This window comes from Streptomyces halobius (assembly GCF_023277745.1).
Classification (GTDB): Bacteria; Actinomycetota; Actinomycetes; order Streptomycetales; family Streptomycetaceae; genus Streptomyces; species Streptomyces halobius.
Map to the genome: position 1 here is coordinate 4207078 of NZ_CP086322.1, position 22151 is coordinate 4229228.

Sequence of the window (22151 nt, forward strand, 5' to 3'; positions counted from 1 at the left end):
GGATGCGGCAGGGCGTACGGCGAGATCGAAGAACTACGGAGGCAGGCGGGCAGCCAGGATGCCGAAAATCGCGCTTACCCGCCCCGTCCGCACCGATACTGATGCGACCCGGCCCCCGGAGCGCCACCAGCAGTCGAGGTAGGCGTGCGCTTGCCCGTTCTTTCCTGTGCCCGTTGCCCCACAGTGCCGTACTACGGCTCACTGCTGCCTGGCCGCGTGACGGAGCCCTGGGCCAGGCAGCCGTAAGTGAGTTAGGGGCGGGTGGCGATGATGGCTTCGGTGCGTACGACTTCGTCGAAGATGCCGGCGGGGCTGAAGTCGGTGAGGGCCTGCCGGAGATCGCGTTCGAAGGCGTCCTTGTGGTCGCCGAGCTGGGCGGGGCTGGAGTAGCTGTAGGAGAACTGGAGGCCGATGATCTCGTCCAGGGTGCGGGTGAGGGTGCGGTCCCAGCGGGTGATGTCGATGTTCGGGAATGGGGAGTGGGCGAGCACGTCCTGGTGGCGTTGCTTGGGGTGGGAGTAGGTGCCGGAGCCGGCTCGCCGTTCGGGGCCGAGGTGTTGGGTGCGGACCTCGGCGATGATGTCGAGCCAGGGGGCCGGTTCGACGTCGCCGGGGGCACCGCCGGAGGCGAGGACGATGGCCCCGTTCGGTTCGATGAGCTGGTCGAGGTCGCGCAGGGTCTGGTCGCGGTCCATCCAGTGGAACGCCGCGCCCATCACCGTCAGGAGCACCGGTTCCAGGTCCATGCTGAGCAGGGTGGTGGAGTCACCGCGTCGCCAGTCGATGTTGGTGATGTCCTGCTCGGCGGCGAGCTTGCGGCCCTCTTCCAGCATGCCGGGCTCGGGATCGACGGCGGTGACATGGCCGACGAGCCTGGCCAGCGGGAGGGCGAGTACGCCGGTGCCGGCGCCCAGATCCAGGACGCGCTCGCTGCCGCTCAAGGCGAAGCGTGCAGCCAGCATGTCGTAGAAGGCAAGGTCGTAGCCGGGCCGGAAACGGGCGTAGTAGGGGGCCGTGGAGGCGAACAGCTCGTCGGGTGTGTAGGCGGTCATCTCGTTGATCTTTCGGGTCCAGTTGGCCGAGTGTGGTGTCATCACTGAGAACGAGCCGGGGTCGAGTTGAGGTGTTGCCACCAGGTGCGCAGGGGCTCGGCTCCGGCGCTTTCGTGCGCGACGGAGCCGTCCGGGTTGCGGTCGGGCTGGCCGAGCAGCTGGCGCTCGATTTCGGTCAGGTCCTCGCGCTCCAGCAGTTCGGGGGCGGGGTCGTCGACGGGAGCGAGCCAGCGGTAGCCGTATTGCATCATCACCGCGAGCCGGGGGCGGCCGGAGGTGTTCAGCCCGCCGGCGTGCCAGGTGCGGTTCTCGAAGAGCAGCGCATCGCAGGGGCCGAGGTCGGGGGTAATCGCGCTGGGCGGGTCGATGGCCCCGGGCGGGACGGTGACGGGTCCGGTGTTGGTGTGGCTGCCAGGGGCGACCATGGTGATCCCGGCGTCGGGGGTGGGGTCGCTGAGGAAGTAGGCCGCCTTGATCGCCAGGCGGGGAACGGCAGTGGTGCCGAGGTCGCGGGCGGCGGCGCCCATGTCGCGGTGCCAGCCGTGCCGTTCGGGAACGCGAATGGTGCGCGTGCCGCCGGGCGGGATGGACGGCATGTAGATCAGGTTGCTGGACATCAGGTGCAGGTTCGCGCTCAGCAGCGCGACGAGGGTCGGCAGAACCTTCGGATTGGTGACCAACGGCAGGAAGGTGTCATCCATGGTGACGACGCCGCGGAAGCCGTCCTTGCCGTCGACGCTACGGTCCCGTCCGGCTGTGCGGTCGCTCTCCAGCAGCCGCATCGCCACGGCGGCGGCCTGCTCGCGCCATTCGGGTGTGATCACCTCGCGGAGGATGGCGAAGCCGTTGCGCTCGAAGGCGTCCAGGACGTCCCGGTCGGGCGGAGAGGCCGTTTCGAGGGTCATCGGGTGCGCTCCTTGAGCATGAGTGCGGCCTGGGCGGAGAGGGCGGCGGCCGAGAGGTCGCAGCGGTCCAGCAGGCCCTCTGGTGTGGTGGGGCGGCCGGGGTCCCGGTAGCCGACGACATGGAACCGTCCGGTCTCGCCGCGGGCGGCCAGCAGTGCGCGGACGATGCCGGGGTGGGTGGGGACGGCCATCAGGACGGGGGTATCGGTGCGGAACAGACGGGTGAACGCCCTCTCGGAAAGAGCGTAGGGCCAGTGCGGCGCAGGACCGAGGACCGCGAGGTCATTGACATGCAGATAGCGGATCTTGGTCTCGGGGTGGGACTTCCGTAGCAGCCTGGCGGCAGCTGACAGCTCGCGGGCCGGAACGTCCCCGGCCGAGGCGAGGACGAGGTCCGGTCGTCCGCGGTGGCTCAGGAGGGGCCAAACGGCGGCACCTTCGGTGAGCTCGTCGCGGAACGGATCCGGCGGAAAGGAGGGGCCGGGATGCTTGTCGGTGATCAGGAAGTTGACGCGGTCGTGTCCGGCCAGCATCACGCCGAGGGTGGCGGCGGCCCGCATTGCGTCCGCCGGGGTGTAGACGTGTACGAAGCCGTCCTCGGTCTCCAGCATGGACGAGACCAGACCGGGGTTTTGGTGGGTGTAGGTGTTGCGCCAGCCCAGCGAGGTGATCAGGTAGTTGATCGATGGCAGTCCGCCCTGCCCGGACGCGTAGCGCAGGCGTCGGTGCTTGAGGTGCTGGACGAGCAGGCTGGTGTTGACCGGGGCGAAGGCTTCGTACGTGGCCAGGAGTGCGTCCCGGCCGGTCTCGGTGTAGCCCTGCAGCCAGCCGTGGCAGATCTCCTCGTTGAGGATCTCGACCGCCCAGGGCGGCAGCGAACCGCCCCTGCCCAGTTCCAGCCGGTTGGAGGCAATCTCGTCAGGGCTGAATAGGCGGAAGGCCCCGTCCGCCGCGCGCTCGCGGATGACCGCGGACACCAGCGGCCAGGACTGCGGTCCGCGGGAGGCCAGGGGAACCGACGAACGGGCCGTCTCCGGTTGACGGGAAGGGCCGGGGAGGGCCTGGCGGACCAGGTCGGTGGGTCGCCCCTGGGTGGTGAACAGCTCGGCGGGACGGTAGGAGGCGAGCCAGGCCGCCAGCGCCGCGAACTCCGCATCGCTGCGGCGAGGGTCTTTCAGCGGGGTTTTATGGACAGCAGGGGTTCCCGAGATCCGTCGGCCGGCCACCTGCTCTGGTCCGGTGTGGCCCTTTGGCATGGTCAGCACGAGCACCGGCTGCCGACCGGGCTCATTGAGCGGACGTAGGCGGCTGAAGGCGTCGGACAGCAGCTGGCGGAAGCCGGGCAGGGCGGCGCCGTCGTGGATCTGCGGCTCGTATCCGAGGCCGGTGAAGTAGCCGTGTACCTCGTCCTCGGTCATGTCGGCCAGCAGCGAGGGGCCTCCCATCTTCAGGCCGTTGGCCAGCACCACGGGCAGCACCGCCCCGTGGTCCCCGCTTCCGGACAGTGCCCGGCGGGCGAGCCAGGCCGCCGCGGTCGCCCCGGTCTCCAGCTCGCCGTCGCCGATCAGCGGGACGACCAGGCGGTGCGGGGCGTCCAGCACCATGCCTTGCGCGACGGCGAGGGCGGGGCCGAGCTGGCCGCCGGTGTGGCGGACGCCGGGGATAAGCGGGGTGATCTCCCCTCCGAAACGCTCCGGGTGCGGGAACCCGCTGATGAGGGCGCGTAGTTCGGGCATCGACCAGCCCGGCCCCTTGCCGGTCAGGTGGAGAGTGCCGTTGAGGTAGGCGTGGGCGAGGGCGGACGGGCCCGCGTGCCCGGCGCCGTGCAATACCAGCAGCTCAGCCCCGGGGGGCCGCCAGGCTGTCAGCGGGCCGAGGTGGGCGAGCATGTAGTTGACCGGCGGGCAGACCCCCCAGTGCCCGCGTGGGGTCTCCTTGACGTCCGTCGTCCTGAGCGGGCGGGCGAGACGGGGGTTGTCGGTCAGGTAAAGCTGGGCGGCGGACAGATGGTTCAGGGCACGCCAGCAGGCGTTGATGGCTTGGTCGGGCACTGCCTTGGCGGCCTGGTCGGCGGCGTGGCTCCAGTCGGGGAAGCCGGGGGATGGCGACCCTGGCGGTGCCGGGGCGTCGATGCGCGGGGTGGTGGTCCGGGACATGGGTCAGCTCCGGGTGCGGGTGGCAACCGCGTCGATGACGGCGGTGATGCGAGCGGTGCGGATGTCGGCCGTGGCGGATTCGCTGATCAGGTGCAGCATCTGGGCCTGCTCGTGGGCTGGCAGCACCGACCAGTCCAGAGAGGCCCGTTCCAAGGCGGCGGCCAGGTCGTCGGGGACGCTGCGGCCGATCCGGTCGCGAATGGGCTGAAGGGTGAGCGGGATGCCGGGCCATTCGGCCTCGGCGGCCTCGGGGGTCTCGTGAGGGATGGCGGCCTGGCCGTGCAGGGAAACGGCGACGGCGGTGTGGGCCGTGCCATCCGGGAAGGTCACCCGCAGCCGCTTGCCGCGCAGGCCGACCGGTCCGGTGCAAGGCAGCAACAGCATGCCGCGTGCCCCGGCACCAACCGGGCGAGCCAGAACGTGCAGCGTCTCAACGCCAGTTGGCAGCGGCAGCAGAACGCGATGGTCCTCGGCCGGGGCCGCGTGGCCGGGCAGCGGGGGCTGAGTGACGGCGATGATGCCGCCTTCGCCCCTCCCGGTACGGCGGGAGGTCTTGTGCGTGAACAGGCAGCGGTCCACGGCGGCCAGCAGGCGGTCGGTGAAGGCGTGCTTCCAGCCGCCGGGGCCGCGCCTGGCGGGGAGGTGTTCGGCGGAGGCGAAGGTCAGCGCGAGGGAGACGCGTACCGGCAGCTCGTGGGCGAGCTGGTCCCGCAGCTCGGCGATGGCCCGGTGGAAGGTGGACGCGTCGTCCAGGGCGGCCGCGATGATGACTTCGTCGCCGCCGAAGGTGGCCGCGCATCCGGCCTCCCAGGGCTGCTGGTGGAACCACGTGCGGGTGACGGCACCGAGGCGAGCCATCACCTTGTTCCCGGCCAGGTGCCCGTAGCAGCCCGGCTCGGTCGCGTTCGCCTTCTCAACGTGGTCCTTGAGACCGTCGACGTCGCCAATCGCCAGCCCCACCAGTCCCCCGCCGGTCAGCGCGGCGGCGAGGGCTCGGGGAATGTGGCTGTGGAAGTCGGGGAAGGCGACCAGGCCGGTGACCGCGTCCTCGCGGCTGCCGGCGCACCAGTTACGCAGCGGCATCCATGCCGGGTCGAACAACGGCACCGAGCTCGCCAGCGGGTCGTCGGCGGGCGAAGCGTGGCAGTGCTTGGCGGTCGGGTCCATCAGCACGCCTCCGAGTTCATCGACGGGGCCGGTGCGGGCCCGGCGGGCAGCAGCAGGGGCAGGGTGGTGAGCGTGTGGAGGCGTACGGTGCGGGCTGAGCTCAGCAGCGGGCCGCCGGCCATGCGGCGGTCCAGCCAGGCGGTATGCCAGCCCGCCGCAGCGGCGCCGGCGACATCCGCCCGCAGCGAATCCCCTACGTGCAGCAACTGGTCCGGGCCCATGCCGCTGACGTGTTCGACGGCGGTGAAGGCTTCGCGCTCGGGTTTGGCCGCGCCGGTCTCGGCCGAATAGATCACCCGGTCCAGCAGGTCCCGGAAAGCTGCCGGGGTCTCGGCCGGGACGGACGAGCCGAGGCTGTTGGTCAGGGCGAACAGAGTGAAGCCCCGCTGCCGCAGCGCGGTCAGGGCTGGTGAAGTGTCGGGAAACAGTTGCGGTTCGGCGGCCCGCTGGCGGGCTCGTTCCAGCACGTGCACGAGCGGGCCGAGGAGCCCGGGGCGGCCGAAGGCCGCGGCCAGGTCCCGGGCGAGTTCTTCGGGGGTGATCCGGCGGCGCTTCGCCCCTTGTTCCATTACCGCGCGGGCCTGCTCCAGCGAGATGCCCAGCACTTGTGCGACCTGCCCGGTCGTCGGCTCGGCTTCCGTACGCACCAAGGTGCCGCCCAGGTCGAAGCAGATGCCACGAACCTGCGGCCAGAGGGTGCTGCGTAAGCGGGGCTGGGCGATCACGGGCCCGTCACCTCCAGCACTGCCGTCTTCTCCGGCAGCCTGGGGACCTCGGTGAGTCCTGGGGCAGAACGGACGGCCAGCCGCCCGCCCTCGCCCTGGACGGGGTTGGTGAAGATCTGCTGTCGCAGCGGCTCCAGGGTCAGGTGCCACTCGACGGCGGGGATTTTGTCCCGGCAACAGGCCCCGGCCAGGGCCAGGGCGGCCGGCAGCCGATCGCCGTGGGGAAAGGTCGCCATCCCCAGGTCCGCGGCGAGCTCGGTGGTGTGCAGCGACCGCGCCAGCCCGCCCGACCAGCCCGGGTCGATCTGCCAGACGTCCACTCCCCCGCCGGTCAGCAGCCGGACCTGCTCGGCCTCGTCGACGGCGTTCTCGCCCGCCGCCAGCGGAACCCCCGCCCCGGCAGCCCGCAACCGATGCCAGCTCCACGAGCCGGGCGGCACCAGTTCCTCGGCGAAGGCGACCTGAAGATCCGCGAGAACGGGCAGCAGCCGCATCGCCTCGTCCAGGCGGCAGCGGCCCAAGCCGTCGACCATGAACCGGCCCTCGCCTGCGGCCTCCCGTAACGGGGTCAGGGCCTTCGCGACCGCGCCCGGCCCGGCGAGGATCAGCTGCTTGGTCAGCGGCCACTTCTGCCCCCAGAACCCCGCCTTCGTGATCCAGGCTGCGGCTTCTTGAGCCTCCGAGTGGGACGGGTCGAGGCCGAGCGCGGAGGCATAGGCAGGAACGGTGCGGCGGACCGCGCCACCCAGCAGCCCGGTCACACTCACCCCGGCGGCGCGGGAAGCCAGGTCCCAGCAGGCCAACTCGACCGCAGAAGAGGCCAGCCGGGCGTGCGCCCCGCTGCGGTGCCGGCCGGTCTTCTTGCGATAGGCGAGGCGGCGCGGTGCGGCGGCATCGTGCCCGATCAGCCCAGCTGCCAGGTCGTCGGCGATGATCTGCGCGACCGTCTCACCGACGGGAGCCTGCCAGCCGGAGACGCCGTCGCCAACCAGCTCGATGGCAAACCGGGTACGGTGCTCGGCCCAGCCTGGGCCTGCGGGCGGGTCACTCGCTGCGGCGGCGAGCGGCTCGGGCAGGCCATGCGGGAGCCCGACCGGCTGTGGAGGAAGCTGCCAGGCGCGGACCGCGCGGATCACGGTGGCCGAGGCGCCTGTCCTGGCGGGGGTGGGAACGGTAAGGACCGGCATCAGATCTTCGCCCCCGTCAGTTCTTCCCCGGCGAAGGTGAAGCACCACGGCGACCGGTAGTTCTGCCACCACTGCGGACGCAGCCCCGTAGGGGCGAAGAGTTCTTCCAGGCTGCGTCGCATGGTCAAGTGCCACTCGATCGTCTCGGACCCGGGGGTGCGGTAGACGTCCATGAACGCGTTGTGGGCCTGGTAGGTCTGGAACCGGGGGAAGGTGGTGGTGACGGGCACGAACGTCTTGAGATGCTCGACAGCGTCCTCAATCGGGTCCAGGCCGACGATGTAGGTGAAGTCGGTGGTGATGCCCCGCTGCTTGGCCCGCCCCAGGGCCGCGGTCATCTCCTGAGGCGTGAGCTTGGCCTTGGACTCCTTGAGGATCTGTCGCCGTTCGGTGAAGCACTCGGCTGTCAGCGTCAGGTGGAACGGGCCCAGACCGGCGGCGGCATCCATGCCCCCCTCGCTGGTCAGCACCGAGGACAGGAAGTGCAAGGTGCCGGTACAGCCGTTCTCGCCCATGGCCGCGCGGACCTCGGCGAGGTGGTCCAGCGCGAGGTCCTCATAGAGGAAGCAGCCGGTGCAGACGGTCACCGTCTCCACCGAGGCGAGGTCGTCCATGCCGGAGTTCGCCGCCAGGGCCCCGAGATAGCCCGACAGGTCCAGGGCCTTGATCTTCGGGTCGGAAGCGTCTTCGAGGGTATTGGGGCAGAACACACAACCAGTGCACTGGCTACGGGCGTTGGAGTTGAGAGTGAGCATTCTCCTCCCACCTCGCCAGTAGCCCAGCACCGCGTCGTCGTCCTCAATGCCGTCGATCTCGCCGACCTTTTCTCCGTTCAGCCGTAATTCGTGCTCGTCCAGCTCGAACGGCGAATCCTGGCGGCCGAGCGAGAGGATTAGGAACAGCGGGATGTCGGGGCGGGGGTCCAGCCGCAGCTTGAAGCGCATCCGGGGCTTGGTCAGCGGGGACCGGGCTCCGGACGCGTTCAACGCAATCAGCAGCACGTCCTCGGGGTTGATGTTCCACTCGCGGGCCACCTGTTGAAGGTGGCGGACCGATTCGAGCATCGGCTGTGCCCTTTCTCGTAGCGGAAGTGCAGGCCATCCGCGGCGCTTCGACCGCGGTCTGGTGCGGCGGAGGTGTGGTTGCCGTGCGGTGGATCACGCAGGGACGAAGGCCAAGGGAAGGTGGATCACGATCCGCTTGCCGCCCGTAACGGTGTCCGGGAAGACCTCGACCCTGCCGTCGGCTTCCCCCACTAAGGCATCGACCAGGAACAGGCCGCGGCCTCCGAGATCGTGGGCGGCCAGCAGCGGCTTCGGCTTGAGCGGGTGAGCATCAGAGACGGCCAGCACGAGCACGGTCTGCTCCTCGACGGCGAGGGTGACCGTGGCGGTGGGCGAGAGCAGGGCCGCGTGCCGCACCACGTTCGTCACCAGCTCACTGATGATCAGGCAAGCAGAGTCGACGAGTTGCTCGGCAACGCTCCAGTCAGCGAGAACTTTGGCAGTCTCGCGGCGGGCCACCGGCACATGCTCGGGCGTGGAGATCACCTGGAAGTCATGGTGCATCGCAATGCTGGACATGCTCAGCTCACCCTTCTCCGGGCGGCAGCCGCCCGGACCTTCAGTGAAGGTAAGAGCCATGTCAGGCAGGGGTGTTCACGAGGGTGAACTCACGGGCGCCCGAGACATTTCAGGGCCGCCCAAGAGGGAACTTCCGTCGGCCCATGGGTGTTTGCGTACGAATCAACATGCTCAATCGCGTACGACACCACGCTGGCAGAAGATGTCGTTTCCTTTGGCTGCAAGCGTCGTTCTATGTCGAACACCGCAAGACCGTGTCCTGAAGTGGAGAGGTGACCAAAATGCCAGAACCGAAGACCCGAAGCGTGCCCGCCGAACCGGGACAGCTCATGGTCCGTCCAGGTGCAGACCTGGAGCTCTGCGGAAGTCGCTGTAGCGCGCACATGCTCATGGCGGAAGCCGACCGGCTCCGCATCGAGATCCGGTCCTCCGAAGACACGATCGCAGGACTGACGAGCGACCCCGGCGCCGGGGCGGGCGATGAAAGCGCGCCGGACACCAGCGCCAAGAACATCACGGCCGGCTGAGAACCCCGCGACAGGCTGACCCGTAACTACGGAGCCAAGGGAGCGATGGCCATGCAGTTCGCGGTGTTCATGACTCCGCCGGGCATGGTGCTCTTGAGCCCGTCGACCAGGCAGCCCGAGCCTGGGGCAGTGCCATCACTGACCCAACTGGGCGGGAGCCGCCTTCAGCAGCCACGGCACGATGTGGCCGGAGTCCCTCCATCTGCCGGGCCAGTTTCCCCACCCAACCCCACCCACCCGCGGTTCGGCACCACCGCTGAAAACCGCGCGGAATGGGCCAGCCGACACCGCAACCCATCGGGCCGCTCGCGGACCTCCGCGGGGCATCCGGACGCACCCGCGCCGCCGTCGTTGCCGTCCGCGCCGCCCTCACCGCCGGAGCGGACTCCCGCACCATCGAGGACGGATCCACACAGCGGAAGCAGCAGGGCTCCCCACACCTGTGGTGACGCCCTCCGGCCTGGCCACCACTCGCCTTCACGCCAGCCCCGTGACCTGCAACTTCGAGTGGGAACTGGCCCAGTGGTCATCGAGCAGTCCGGACCGAGCCACCAGATAGCCGAGTTGGGCGCGACTCCTGCTGCCAAGCTCGCGGGCGGCCCTGGCGACGTACTCCTGGCAGCGCCGGACACTGATGCCGAGCTGCTGCGCCGTGACGGAGTCCGTGTCTCCGGCGACGACATGGCGCAGGATGGCCAGCGTCAATTCGTCCGATATCTGCGCGGTCAGCTCATCCCTTCCGGGCAATGTGAAAGGGGTGGCGCGCAGCCAGTCGCGTTCGAAGAGCATTGTCAAAAACGCAACTATCCCCGGCGATCTGATCTCCAACGCCGCGGCTTCGCCAGCTGCGGCAGGAATGAAGGCGCACTCGCCGTCGAAAACGAGGAGCCAGGAGACGCTCTCATCGAGGGTGCGGACTTCTCCGCCCAGCTCCTGAACATCTCGTACATGACAGCGAACGATCTGGTCGGCGCGGGCCGAATGCTGATAGAGGCTGCGCAGACCCACCCCCCGCTCCAGCATTTCCTGGAAGTCAAGCAGTGCCGCCTCCGGCAGATCGCCCGGCAATGAGCTGGCCGGCTGCACGCTGACAACGTTGCCTGCACACCGCTGTGCCGCGTCCGTGACGGCGTAACCGATGTCCGTCGGGCCGGAATGCCTGAGCAGCCAACCTTCCTCTGTGCTCTGAGCACGTCGATACGCTTCTTTGGCCGGGATCAACTCGGTGCGCAGCTGATTTACCTGACGCAACGACAACTCCGCCTGATCGAGAAGTTGAGACACCAGGGTTTTCTCGACAACTTCCGGATCATTCGGGCGCAGCTGACGGTCGTTCGTCTGCGCTGTGCACAGCAGGCCATGCTTGCGAAGCCGGTCGATCGCGGAACGGAACTTGAGGGGGCCTGCATTGGTGCCACCGCGACTCGCCTGACGCATCCAGTCCGCCAGTGAGGTGCCCGTCGGCTCCAACAAGGCGCGGTAGATGAGGAAGTCCGACGGTTCCGGTGGTGGAGAGTCGTTACGCGTTCGCTCTGCTGTTCCACCCATCAGGCCCCCCGTTCGTGTTCACGCATCGCGCGTTCCCGTACCACTGCTGACCTTGCCTGCGGAGTTGACGACGCGGCAAGATCATTGACGTTTTCCTGCCGCGACATCTCCGGGCAAAATGGCGTAGATGCAAGGGAGATGAAGCGGTGAGAAGAGTCTCATTCCCCATCAAGCCACAGCTCGGCCAGAAGTGACCCCCCAGAAATACGTACGGCACTCGGTTAGAGGAATAAATCGTGACATCGCAGGCAATGGACCCGCAGCAGACTCCGCGTATCGACAACTACCCTTCAGCCCCGTACCAGTACTTTCCGGCAACAGATTTGAAGCAGGATCTGGCAGCACACTCAGATGAACAGCTGAAGCTCTTCCTGGAGTCCTGGGAGAATCTGCCGGTCGACGCCTATATGAAGGACGGTGCAGATTACCGGCGGCGGCGCTACGGTTCCTTCCACTTCTCGGACGGGGAACTCGTGGCGGATCCGCCCGGTGCATTCCATCAGACCGAGCAGATCAACTCCCTACACGGAGGCATTGACCGTCATTTTCCGCCACTGACGGAAAGCACCCTGGAAGCAGGTGTGTTGCAATCCCTCATCCGGTTCTTCATGAAGCGCCTTCCCGGCGAGTTCGATCCCACCACCAGCGGTGTCGGCGTTCACCAGATACGCATCACGGCGACCCGCGACGCGAAGGGGCTCCCCGCTCCTGAGGGCGTGCATGAGGACGGCCATCACTACGTGGCCCAGGTCCTGATGCGCCGCACCGACGTCGACGGCGGCGAGTCGCAGCTGTTCGACCGTGACCACCAGCCGCTCTACCGGACCACGCTGCTCGATGAGTTCGAGGCCGTCGTGATCGACGACCGCCGGGTCTTCCACGGCGTCTCCGCCATCCGTCCGGCGGCCGGGGTCCGCCAGGGCGTGCGCGACATGCTGCTGATCGACTACTTCCCCCTCCAGGGCCGCGACGCCGGCGCCTGACCAGCACACGACGCCGCCTCCGGCCCAGGCACGCCGTACAGCCGGGGCCTGTTGCCGGGCCGGAGCGGCCACGGCTGCGCACGGCGCCTCCCGCCGCCACTGATGTCCACCGCCAGGTGGAGCACCTCCCCCCACCCGAAAGACTCCATGAACGACTTCACCAGGCACCTCCTGTCACGCCTGCCTGCCGCCCGCACCGATGTGGGGACGCGCACCGCCTATTCCTCCGACGCGTCGATCTACCGCGCCGTACCCACCGCGGTCTTCGAGCCGCACGACGCGGACGAGGCGGCCACCGCCGTAGCGATCGCCGTCGAGCACGAAGTCGGCGTCACCTGCCGGGGCGGCGGAACCTCCATCGCCGGCAACTCCATCGGCGCGGGCCTGATCCTGGACTTCTCCCGGCACATGAACCGGATCGTCTCCCTGGACGCGGAGGCCGCCACGGCCAGCGTCCAGCCCGGCGTCGTGCTGGGAACCCTGCGGGACCGGGCGGCCGAACACGGACTGACGGTCGGCCCCGACCCCTCCACGTACTCCCGCTGCACACTCGGCGGAATGCTCGGCAATCACGCTTGTGGACCGCACTCCGTGCAGTGGGGCACCACCGCCGACATCACCGAGCGGGTCGACCTGCTCCTCAGCGACGGCCGCCGGCTCAGCGCCTCCTCCGGCACCAGCGGCGACGCACAGATAGACAAGCAGCTGCGGCAGCTGCGCGATCGGCACCTCGCGCCGCTCCGGACCGAACTGGGCCGATTCGGCCGCCAGGTGTCGGGATACGGACTCAACGCACTACTGCCCGAGAACGGCTTCCACGTGGCGCGTTCCCTGGTTGGCAGCGAAGGCACCTGCGGCGTGCTGCTCGGCGCCCAGATCCGCCTCACCCCGATCCCTCCGGCCCGGGCCCTGCTGGTCCTCGGCTTCCCCGACGTCTACACCGCCGCCGACTGCGCGCCCACGCTGGCCAAGGCGGGGGCGCTCACCGTCGAGGGCCTGGACGACGCGCTGGTCGACGCGCTCCGCTCCCGCCCCGGCCACTCCCCGGGCATCGAGTTGCTGCCGCGCGGCGCAGCGTGGCTGTACTGCGAGATCGAAGGGCCGGACGAATCGGCCGCGGTGGCCAACGCCCAGCAGCTCGCCCAGGAGACCGGCGTCCCCAGCTTCGTCACCGCCGACGCGGTCCAGACCGCGGCCATCTGGTCCATCCGCCGCAACGGCGCGGGCATCGCGACCCGCATGGCCGACGGACGGCAGGCATGGCCCGGCTGGGAGGACTCGGCCGTACCACCAGAACGGCTGTCCGGATATCTGCGGGACCTGCACGCGCTGATGGCCGAGCACAAGCGCAGCGGGACGATCACCGGCCACTTCGGCGAAGGCTGTCTGCACGTACGGATCGACTGGGAACTCGGTACGGAGAAGGGCGTATCCGGCTACCGCGACTTCATCACCGCCGCCGGTGACCTCGTTGTCGCCCACGGCGGTTGCGCCTCCGGTGAGCACGGCGACGGCCGCGCCCGCTCCGAGCTGCTCGCGCGTACGTACTCGCCGGAACTCCTCGGTGCCTTCGGCGCGTTCAAGGAGATCTGGGACCCCAAGGGGTTGCTCAATCCGGGCATCCTCGTCGACCCGGTCCCCTTCGACGCCGACATCCGCCCGGGGCCCGGCCGGGACCGCCAGGAGCTCCCGCTGATCCAGCGATTCGGCGCCGACCAGGGCTCGCTGACCAACGCGGTGCACCGCTGCACCGGCGTCGGCACCTGCCGCAACGCCACAGGGCCGATGTGCCCCTCGTACCAAGTCACCAGGGACGAGGTGCACTCCACCCGAGGCCGTGCACGGGTGCTGAGTGAGATGCTACGTGGGGACACCGTCCCCGACGGCTGGCGCTCCACCGAGGTGCGGGACGCGCTCGACCTGTGTTTCTCCTGCAAGGCATGCAAGAGCGAGTGCTCGGTCAACGTGGACATGGCCGCGTACAAGGCGGAGTTCCTGCACCGCCACTACCGCAACCGGCTGCGCCCGCGCGCCCACTACACCCTCGGCTGGCTGCCGCTGCTGGCCCGGATGGCCTCCGTTGCCCCCCAGATCGCCAACCGGCTGACGGCCAAGGAGGCGCTGGCCAAGCGGATGAGCGCGCTGGCCGGTCTTGAGCCGCGCAGACCGCTGGTGGATCTGCCGCACCGCACGTTCCGGCAGTGGTTCAACAGCCGTACGCCAGCGGCCGAAGCGGGTGAGTCCGGCACGGTCGTGTTGTGGCCGGACACCTTCAGCAACTTCCTCGACCCGCGAGGAGCACGGGCGGCCACCCAGGTACTCGAAGCACTCGGATACGAAGTGGTGCTCCCCGGCGGCCCCGTGTGCTGCGGGCTCACCTGGCACTCCACCGGCCAGCTCAAGACTGCGCGGGCGGTGCTGAGCCGCTCGGTGCGCTCCCTGGAGAAGCACCTCGACGCGGGCAGGACCGTCATCGGCCTTGAGCCCTCCTGCACCCAGACCCTGCGCGAGGACGCGGCCGAGCTGCTGCCGGACTCCCCCGCCGTACGGAAACTGTCCGGGCAGGTCCGCACCCTCGCCGAGCTGGTGGCCGATCATCAGGGCCGCTGGCCGTTCGGGCGGCTGGAACAGGACGCCGTGATGCAGCCGCACTGCCACCAGGAAGCAGGGCACGGGCACCGGCCCGAGACCGAGGTGTTCGAGCGGCTCGGCGTCAGCGCCGACGTGGTCTCCTCCGGCTGCTGCGGGATGGCGGGCAACTTCGGTTACGAACCGGGCCACTGGGAGGTCTCCCAGGCGGCGGCCGAGCGGGAGCTCTACCCGAAACTGCGCGCGGCCGAGCCGGACACCGCCGTGCTGGCCGACGGCTTCTCCTGCCGTACCCAGATTTCCCAGGGGGAAGGCAGCCGCCGCCCCGAACACCTGGCGGAGCTCCTGCTGCGCGCCCTCCCAGAAAACCACCGAGCCCAGAACCAGAGTCCCCGGGGCGCTCAGCCCTGCCAGAACAGCCAGAGCGGAAACGGCACATGCGCATCGTAAGGTTTAAGAAGGCAGAGACGGTCCGTTACGGAATTCTCCTGGGCAATGAGGTGGCGCCCCTCATCAACGGCCCGTTCGGGCTGCTCGACATCCCCGACGACGCACCCCGGTTCCCGTTGCCCGAAGTCCAATTGCTCAGCCCCGTCACCCCGGGAAAAGTTCTCGCGGTGGGGCGGAACTACGCGGCGCACGCCGCGGAACTCGGCAATGACGTGCCCGAAGAACCGCTCGTGTTCCTCAAGCCGGGCAGCAGCGTCATCGGCCCGGGCGAGAACATCGTCAAGCCGCCATACACCAAGGAACTCCACCACGAAGCGGAGCTCGCCGTAGTCATCGGTCGGCGCTGCAAGGAACTGACGCCGGGCCAGGTGCCCGCCCACATTCTCGGCTACACCTGCGCCAATGACATCACGGCACGCGATCTGCAGGGCCCCGACCGGCAGTGGTGGCGCGCCAAGGGCTCGGACACCTTCTGCCCGCTCGGCCCCTGGGTGGAGACCGAGCTGGACCCCGCCGCGCTGTCCGTACGGACCGAGGTCGACGGAGAGACCCGGCAGGACGGCAGCACCGCGCAGATGGTGCACACTGTCGCGATGTTGATCAGTCATATCAGCGCGGCCATGACCCTGGACCCCGGCGACGTGATCCTCACCGGCACACCTGCGGGCGTTGGTCCGCTGCACCCGGGCGACCAGGTCACCGTCTCCGTCGAAGGTATCGGTGACCTCACCAACCGCATCATCTGACCCCCCGGAGCCCCCTTCACATGATGACCATCCTCGGCGCGTTCCTGATCCTGGCCGTCGCCTCCATCGTCCGCACCACCGCGGGGTTCGGCTTCTCGCTCGTTGCCGTCCCCCCACTGGCCCTGCTCATCGATCCGGCCAGCGCGGTCATTGTCGCCGGAATCATGGCCGCCCCGCTCAGCCTGTGGATAGCCATCCGCGACTGGCGCCACATCGACCGCCGCATCACGCTCGTCACCCTTGCCGCCGGCCTGGTGGGAGTGCCTTTCGGGGTGTGGCTGCTGGCCACGCTCCCGTCCGAGGTGCTGATGCTCACCATCACCGCCGTCGTCCTCCTGGGCACCTTCATCGTCTGGCGGAGGACGACCCTGAAGGGCGGTATAGCGACCATCGTCGGCGTGGCCATGTTCTCCGGCGCGTCCTTCGCCTCCACGGGAATCGACGGCCCGCCCATGGTCGCGGCGCTGCACAGCATGAAGCTGGAGCCCCGCGTCCAGCGGGCCACGCTGGGCGTGGTGTTCTCCGGAACCAGCCTGTTCGCACTGGCGGGTTACGGAGTGAGCGGTCAACTCAACGCCACCGTCGGACAGACGCTGCTGGCCGGAATCCCCGCGTTCGTCGTCGGCATTCTCGCCGGGGAGAAGATTTTCAGCAGGCTGAACGCCGAATGGTTCCGCCGGGTCATTCTCGGACTGCTGGTCGTCAGTTCCGTATCGGTGGTACTCCGCGTAGCCACGGCATAACGATCGCACCAGAGAACTCCCCAGGAAAGGATCCTCAATGACCGCCCCCGCCCCCGCCCCCGCCGACATCTTCGCAAAACGGGAGTCGGAAGTCCGCAGCTACTGCCGCAACTGGCCGGCCGCCTTCGACACCGCCCAGGGCGCCCGTATCCACGACAGGGATGGCCGTTCCTGGCTGGACTTCTTCGCGGGCGCTGGATCACTCAACTACGGGCACAACAATCCGGCCCTGAAGCAGGCCCTGATCGACTACATATCCAGGGACGGCGTCACCCTCGGCCTCGACATGCACACCGAGGCGAAGCGGATGTTCCTGGAGTCGTTCGAGCGGCGGATACTGCAGCCGCGGAACATGGACCACAAGATGATGTTCACCGGGCCCACCGGCACGAACGCCGTGGAAGCCGCACTGAAACTGGCCCGCAAGGCCAAGGGCCGACAGTCCGTGGTCTCCTTCACCAACGCCTTCCACGGCATGTCACTCGGCTCACTGGCCGTGACGGGCAATGCGTTCAAGCGGGCCGGCGCGGGCATCCCCCTCGTGCACGGCACTCCGATGCCGTACGACGACTATCTGGACGGGAAGACTCCGGACTTCCTGTGGTTCGAGCGGCTGCTGGAGGGCAGCGGCTCCGGGCTCAACCGCCCGGCAGCCGTCATCGTGGAGACAGTCCAGGGCGAGGGCGGCGTGAACGTCGCCCGCGCCGAGTGGCTGCGGGCACTCGCGGAGCTCTGCAAGCGGCACGACATCCTGCTGATCGTCGACGACATCCAGATGGGCTGCGGCCGCACCGGCGCCTTCTTCTCCTTCGAAGAAGCAGGCATTGAACCGGACATCATCACCCTCTCCAAGTCCATCGGCGGCTACGGCCTTCCCATGGCGCTCACCCTGTTCAGGCCGGAGCTGGACATCTGGGAGCCCGCCGAGCACAACGGCACCTTCCGCGGGAACAACCCCGCGTTCGTCACCGCCACCGCGGCGCTGGACACCTACTGGTCCGACGACCGGCTGACCAAGCAGACGCTGACCCACGCCGAACGGGTCGAGGCCGCACTCGCCGCCATCTGTGCCGAACACCAGGATGCGGGGGCGCGATACCGGGGCCGCGGCCTCGTCTGGGGCCTCACCTTCGCTGACAAGGAGCGGGCCGCGGCAGTGTGCGCCCGCGCCTACGACCTCGGCCTGCTCCTGGAAACCTCCGGCGCGGAAAGCGAGGTGGTCAAGCTGCTCCCACCCCTGACCATCACCCCGGACGAGCTGGACGAGGGCCTGGCCATCCTGACCCGCGCGGTAGCGGAGTCCGCGTCATAGGGCTCCGTGGCTGATGGCGCTTGCCCACGGGAGCGGAACCAGGCGGCCGTGAGCCGACCGCGCGAGGGGCTGGGGTAACACCATTCCCCAGCCCCTTGCGACACACCGCATCACAGAGTCCTCGCAAAGCGTTCCGGATCTGGGAGCACACCAGTTCGGTAGCGTCCGATTCGTCGGCGTTGGTGTCGGTCACGACCAGGACGAGAACCCCGATCGTGGAGGAGCATCTGAGCAAGGTGCTGAACGAGCTCGCCTCCTAGCGAGGTGCGTACGGACTCATGTGCGCAGCCGGGGACCTGTCGGCCGTCAGAGTGGCAGGCCGATGCGGTGGGCCAGCCCCCGCAGGTCCCGGGCGGTGTGGGCAGGCAGCTGCCGGTCGGTGAGGTACTCGACGGTGTTCCTCACCTGTGCGTTGGCGTGGATGCGCTGGGGGGCAACCTGCTCAGCGGCCAGCAGCGACGTGACCGCCTCGGCCTCCCTGCCTCGCAGATGGGCCAGGGACCGGCCCAGATCGGCGTGGAAGGCGGCCTGCCGCCCTGGGGCATCCAGGGCCTCGGGATGCACACCGTCCCCGGCTGTGACGGCCTCGCCGTGCAGGCCAAGGTCGGTGTTGAGACTCACCTGGTGGATGCCGACGTTGGTGGGGCCGAAGTTCAGGTGCCATGCCCGCGTCTCGCCCGTGCGGCCGGCAAGGTCGGCGGCCTCGGCCAGGTGGCCGCGGACCTCATCAGCTCGGGTATTGCCCGGCCGTTGCCGGTCCTGGGTCAGCGAGGTGGCGGAGATCAGGTGGAGTTCGCCGAGCAGGGCATGGGCGTCCGGGCTCGTCAGATGCGATTCCAGGGTGTTCGCGGCGGCGGTGGCCTGGGCGAGGGCCTGGGTGGGGCTGCCGGCCGACATCAGCACGTGGGTGTGGAAGAAGCCGGAGAGGGCCCAGTAGACCGGGTCGTCCAGTTCCGCGATGGCCTCTGCGGCGCGGGTGACGGCGATGAACGCCAGGTCGGTGTAGCCGAGGTTCTTGAGCAGCAGGGTGCAGGCCGGGTGGTAGGCGTCCGCCAGCAGTTTCAGCAGCTCGTGCCGGGCGGGGCCTTCGACGGCTTCGGCGGCCGAGTGCAGGTCGGCCAGCAACGCGGGCAGCCCGGCGGCGAGGGTGCCGTATTCGGCCGCGTGGTAAAGCCGGTTAGCCGTCTCCACCCGCTCGGCCAGCACCGCCACCGGTTCCTCCGGAGGCCGGCGGTCTGGCGGGGTGGCCATGGTCAGGCCCATCAGCGCCAGCCGCAGGGCCGGGATCGCCTCGTGGGCAGCACTCGCGTGGGGGCCTGCGGGCGCGAACGGCTGGCCGGTCAGCTCCGACGGGGCGATCTGCAGGGCCTCGGCGAAGGCGCTGATGTGGCTGGAGCGGTCCAGCAGCCGGTGGCCGTTCTCCACCATCGACAAGTAGCCGACCGACACCCCGGCCAGGCCCGCGAGGCTGCGTAAGCTCATCCCGCGCTGACGGCGGGCCGAGCGCAGACGCTCTCCGATCCTCCGGGCCTGCTCTTCGTCCATGTCCCACCCTCAACTCCCGTTCCTCAGCCATAGCGTAGAGCGAGCCGCCCACCGCAGGGGGCTTCCCCGCCAACACGTGGCTTCGCTCGCCTCCGGTGGTGCTGGATCTCCTTCTGGATGTTGTTGGTGATCTCCGCTGGGTGGCTGAAGCCCTGCGGTCTTTCGCCGTTGCTCGGTATCGGTGTGCTGCGCTTGTCTGAGCGGGGCGGATCGAGCGATCGGAGGGGCCGCGATGGCAATGGGCTCGGGGGCAGGGCGGGTGGTTCCGCCGTTGACGGTGCGGATGGCACGGGCGAGCAATCAGCGTGGCACGGCCGCTACGTGGGTGCGGGACCGGAGCGGTCCGCGCCCCTGCGGCTTGGGCCGTTCTTCACCGGGTCTTCTTCCGGTCGAACCAGATCGTGGCGAACGTCGGCGCGAGCCCTGCCCAGAACAGCACCTGCGGCAACAGGCGATCCGTCCAGGGAACTTCGGCGACCAGTAGGGCGCATAGCATGGCCCAGGCCGCCTGGGCCAGCACTATGCGGGGCCACTGGCGGCGGCGTATCAGTGACCGCACGTTGAGCTGAACGCCGGCGCGCCGCCGCCTGTAGCGCAGCAGGGCGCCGACGAGCCAGATGGCGGTCGCCACCACGAGGTACCACAGGCGCTGGCCGAGCGGCAGTGGCAACTCCCGCTGCACCTTGCCCTCGACGTCGAACAGGTCCATCCCTGCCCCGGCGAAGGCGACGCAGAGCAGGGCGAGCCACCGTACCCCGCGCAGCATGCGGTACGTGGCCTGGTCGAGACCGCGCTGCATCTCGGCGGAGTCCGGTGCGGCGGCAAGCCCAGTGGCGTAGAGGTCAGCGGCCCGGGCGGCCTTGACGCCCGGGGCGTTGGCGGCCTTCCGGGTCTGCCGGGCCAGGGCCTCGGGGTGGGTGGGGTCGAGCCGGAGGATGGCCTGGTCGAGCTGGTCGGCAAGGGTGCTGTTACGCGAGAGGCCGGCAATCTTCTGGGCGACTTCATGGGCGTAGACCTCCTCGGTGCCCAGTCGCAGCGCCTCCATGGCCAGGTCGGCTGCCTCCCGCAGGACGGGGGCGAGGTCATGGTGCCGGAGGTCATTGGTGCCAGCTTCCCGAGCGTAACGGTGTACCGACGAACGCCATACGGCGTCGGCGAGCATCGCATAGCCATACCAGTGGTGGGGCTCGACCCGGACCACTTCGCGCAGTACGGGCTCGGCCTCGGGCCACCCCCTGCCGTCTGTGTAGCGCAGCACGAGGGCGCGCAATATGAGTGCGCCGGAGTCCTCGGGGGCGAGTTCGAGGGCCTCGTCGGCAGCGTCCAGTGCCTGCTGTGACTGCTGCGTGTTCAGGTGGCAGTAGCCGATCATGACCCAGGCGCGTATGTCGCCGGGGTCGTCGGCAAGGTGCTGCGACAGCAGGGCCCGGGCCTGGTCATGGCGTTCGAAATCGATGAGGGCCTGGGCCTGCTCGACGGCCGAGTTCCGTTCGGTCACAGCTTCCGCTTCTTCTTCAGATAGGCCACCAGGTCGTCGTACATCCCGCCGTCGTTCGCGTACATCGCCACATTGCGGGCGGACGCGAACCACGGCTCCGTCGAAGGCGCGATCTGCCCCGCCGCGGCCAGCAGGTCCTTCATCCCGATCAGGCGCACGGTGCCGGTACGGGCCGAGTCCAGCAGCGCGTGTTCGGCCGCGGCCTCGCACACATGGGCCAGATCGGCGCCGGACAGGCCGTCGGTGGCCTTGACGAGCTTGCCGAGGTCGATGTTCTCGATGGGCCGCTCGCGCAGGTGGTAGCGGAGGATCGCCTCCCGGGCCGGTCCGTCGGGCGGCAGTACCAGCAGGGTCCGGTCCAGCCGGCCGGGGCGGCGCAGGGCGATGTCCACGTCCCAGGGGACATTGGTGGCGGCGAGTACGAACACGCCCTCGTTCGCCTCCGCGTCGACGCCGTCCAGCTCGGTCAGCAACTGGTTGACGGTGTTGCGCATTCCGTTGCTCTGCGTGCGGCTGCGTTTTCCGCCGAGGGCGTCCAGTTCGTCGAGGAAGAGCACGCACGGGGCCTGGCGGCGGGCGGTCTGGAAAAGCTCGTGCATGTTGCGTTCGGAGTTGCCGATCCACATGTCGAGCACATCGTTGACCGACACGGACAGGAAGTTCGCCCCGAGCTCCCCGGCGACGGCCCGCGCGATGAAGGTCTTGCCGCAGCCGGGCGGCCCGTACAGTAGCAGCCCCCCGCGCAGACTCTTGCCGTACAGGCGGCGCAGCTCCGGATTGCGCAACGGCGCCAGAAAGGCGGCCTCCAGCCGCTCCTTGACCTCCTGCATGCCGCCCACATCGGCGAGGCGGACGGCCCCGGGCCTCTCCACCTCCCAGGCGGCTGCGTCCCCAGGATCGCCGCTGCCGTCAACGGTGAGCGGCGCCTCCACGAACCGGGGCGGCACGACATCGCCGACCTGATCCTCGGCGGCGTTCCAGTCGAAGCCCGGGCCCGAGGCGGGGGCGGGCGCCGGAGCATGCCCGGCCGCGGGGTCCTGCGGCGGTTCGGCTACAGAGGCCGGAGGCTGTGCGGGCGCCGGGGCCGGTGGCGGCACGGCGGCGGGGGCGGAAGGTTGGCCGGGCTCCGGGGCCTGCGGTGGCACGGGCAGCGCGGCTTCGCCAGGCGTGATTGCCGGAGTATCTGTCAGGGCTCGGACCATCAACTCACGTGCCTGGACATCACCAGGCGCGTGCTGCAACGCCACGGAAACCTCCCCCACCGCAGCGTCACCGTGACCCGCGCTCAGCAGCAACTCGGCGAGGTGCAGCCGCAGGGGCACGTCATCGGGCGCCGCCGCAACGGCCGTACGCAGGCTCTGTATAAGGGGGGATTCCGCCGACATGGCCCACACTTTACGGAGCCGACGCGGCCGACTTACGGGTGCCCTCGACG

At 69.2% G+C, this 22151-nt stretch carries 19 protein-coding genes; 7 read left to right on the forward strand and 12 right to left on the reverse strand.

The window, feature by feature from the left end; genetic code table 11:
- Positions 1 to 251: 251 nt before the first annotated feature.
- From K9S39_RS42120 to K9S39_RS19150, 8 genes are all read right to left on the reverse strand, one after another.
- Positions 252 to 1094, reverse strand: a complete 843-nt coding sequence (locus K9S39_RS42120) for a class I SAM-dependent methyltransferase (RefSeq protein ID WP_283112471.1) — start codon at positions 1092 to 1094, stop codon at positions 252 to 254.
- Complete coding sequence (locus K9S39_RS19120; RefSeq protein WP_248864584.1) at positions 1094 to 1957, reverse strand: phytanoyl-CoA dioxygenase family protein; 864 nt, start codon at positions 1955 to 1957, stop codon at positions 1094 to 1096. The genes K9S39_RS42120 and K9S39_RS19120 overlap by 1 nt, the downstream gene beginning before the upstream one ends.
- Positions 1954 to 4113 carry a phosphoketolase family protein gene (locus tag K9S39_RS19125; protein ID WP_248864585.1) on the reverse strand — a complete coding sequence of 720 codons (2160 nt, stop codon included), beginning with the start codon at positions 4111 to 4113 and terminating at the stop codon, positions 1954 to 1956. The genes K9S39_RS19120 and K9S39_RS19125 overlap by 4 nt, the downstream gene beginning before the upstream one ends.
- A 3-nt stretch (positions 4114 to 4116) precedes the next feature.
- Positions 4117 to 5280 carry a nucleotidyl cyclase domain-containing protein gene (locus K9S39_RS19130; RefSeq protein WP_248864586.1) on the reverse strand — a complete coding sequence of 388 codons (1164 nt, stop codon included), beginning with the start codon at positions 5278 to 5280 and terminating at the stop codon, positions 4117 to 4119.
- Complete coding sequence (locus K9S39_RS19135; RefSeq protein ID WP_248864587.1) at positions 5280 to 6005, reverse strand: HAD family hydrolase; 726 nt, start codon at positions 6003 to 6005, stop codon at positions 5280 to 5282. The genes K9S39_RS19130 and K9S39_RS19135 overlap by 1 nt, the downstream gene beginning before the upstream one ends.
- Complete coding sequence (locus K9S39_RS19140) at positions 6002 to 7192, reverse strand: enolase C-terminal domain-like protein (RefSeq protein WP_248864588.1); 1191 nt, start codon at positions 7190 to 7192, stop codon at positions 6002 to 6004. Before K9S39_RS19140 ends, K9S39_RS19135 begins: the two co-directional genes overlap by 4 nt.
- Positions 7192 to 8256, reverse strand: coding sequence for a radical SAM protein (locus K9S39_RS19145; RefSeq protein ID WP_248864589.1), 1065 nt, complete (start codon positions 8254 to 8256; stop codon positions 7192 to 7194). Before K9S39_RS19145 ends, K9S39_RS19140 begins: the two co-directional genes overlap by 1 nt.
- Positions 8257 to 8349: 93 nt before the next feature.
- Positions 8350 to 8775, reverse strand: a complete 426-nt coding sequence (locus K9S39_RS19150; protein ID WP_248864590.1) for an ATP-binding protein — start codon at positions 8773 to 8775, stop codon at positions 8350 to 8352.
- A gap of 389 nt (positions 8776 to 9164) precedes the next feature.
- Here K9S39_RS19150 and K9S39_RS19155 point away from each other — a divergent pair, with 389 nt between their 5' ends.
- Complete coding sequence (locus tag K9S39_RS19155) at positions 9165 to 9302, forward strand: hypothetical protein (protein ID WP_248864591.1); 138 nt, start codon at positions 9165 to 9167, stop codon at positions 9300 to 9302.
- 272 nt (positions 9303 to 9574) lie between these two features.
- The gene (locus K9S39_RS19160; protein ID WP_248864592.1) at positions 9575 to 9751 is read left to right on the forward strand and encodes a hypothetical protein; all 177 of its coding nucleotides are present in this window, start codon (positions 9575 to 9577) and stop codon (positions 9749 to 9751) included.
- A gap of 28 nt (positions 9752 to 9779) precedes the next feature.
- Here the strand turns inward: K9S39_RS19160 and K9S39_RS19165 are convergent, their stop codons facing one another.
- Entirely contained in the window at positions 9780 to 10850 is a 1071-nt protein-coding gene (locus tag K9S39_RS19165; RefSeq protein WP_248864593.1) for a helix-turn-helix domain-containing protein, read from the reverse strand.
- A gap of 251 nt (positions 10851 to 11101) precedes the next feature.
- Here K9S39_RS19165 and K9S39_RS19170 point away from each other — a divergent pair, with 251 nt between their 5' ends.
- The 5 genes from K9S39_RS19170 to ectB all read left to right on the forward strand — a co-directional run bounded on the left by K9S39_RS19170 (position 11102) and on the right by ectB (position 17673).
- The gene (locus K9S39_RS19170) at positions 11102 to 11833 is read left to right on the forward strand and encodes a 2OG-Fe dioxygenase family protein (RefSeq protein WP_248864594.1); all 732 of its coding nucleotides are present in this window, start codon (positions 11102 to 11104) and stop codon (positions 11831 to 11833) included.
- Between the two features lie 147 nt (positions 11834 to 11980).
- Positions 11981 to 14872 (forward strand): FAD-binding and (Fe-S)-binding domain-containing protein, encoded by a 2892-nt coding sequence (locus tag K9S39_RS19175; RefSeq protein ID WP_248864595.1) that lies wholly within the window; start codon positions 11981 to 11983, stop codon positions 14870 to 14872.
- Entirely contained in the window at positions 14860 to 15618 is a 759-nt protein-coding gene (locus tag K9S39_RS19180; protein WP_248864596.1) for a fumarylacetoacetate hydrolase family protein, read from the forward strand. The genes K9S39_RS19175 and K9S39_RS19180 overlap by 13 nt, the downstream gene beginning before the upstream one ends.
- 20 nt (positions 15619 to 15638) lie before the next feature.
- Positions 15639 to 16361, forward strand: coding sequence for a sulfite exporter TauE/SafE family protein (locus tag K9S39_RS19185; RefSeq protein WP_248864597.1), 723 nt, complete (start codon positions 15639 to 15641; stop codon positions 16359 to 16361).
- A gap of 37 nt (positions 16362 to 16398) precedes the next feature.
- A complete protein-coding gene (gene ectB, locus K9S39_RS19190) occupies positions 16399 to 17673 on the forward strand; it encodes a diaminobutyrate--2-oxoglutarate transaminase (RefSeq protein WP_248864598.1) in 1275 nt (424 codons plus the stop codon).
- A 306-nt stretch (positions 17674 to 17979) separates the two neighbouring features.
- On the opposite strand, the gene K9S39_RS19195 is transcribed toward ectB, so the two are convergent.
- The 3 genes from K9S39_RS19195 to K9S39_RS19205 all read right to left on the reverse strand — a co-directional run bounded on the left by K9S39_RS19195 (position 17980) and on the right by K9S39_RS19205 (position 22101).
- Positions 17980 to 19218: a helix-turn-helix domain-containing protein gene (locus tag K9S39_RS19195; RefSeq protein ID WP_248864599.1), complete on the reverse strand. Its 1239-nt coding sequence runs from the start codon at positions 19216 to 19218 to the stop codon at positions 17980 to 17982.
- Between the two features lie 370 nt (positions 19219 to 19588).
- Positions 19589 to 20716 (reverse strand): tetratricopeptide repeat protein, encoded by a 1128-nt coding sequence (locus tag K9S39_RS19200; protein ID WP_248864600.1) that lies wholly within the window; start codon positions 20714 to 20716, stop codon positions 19589 to 19591.
- Positions 20713 to 22101 (reverse strand): ATP-binding protein, encoded by a 1389-nt coding sequence (locus tag K9S39_RS19205; RefSeq protein ID WP_248864601.1) that lies wholly within the window; start codon positions 22099 to 22101, stop codon positions 20713 to 20715. The genes K9S39_RS19200 and K9S39_RS19205 overlap by 4 nt, the downstream gene beginning before the upstream one ends.
- Positions 22102 to 22151: the final 50 nt, after the last annotated feature.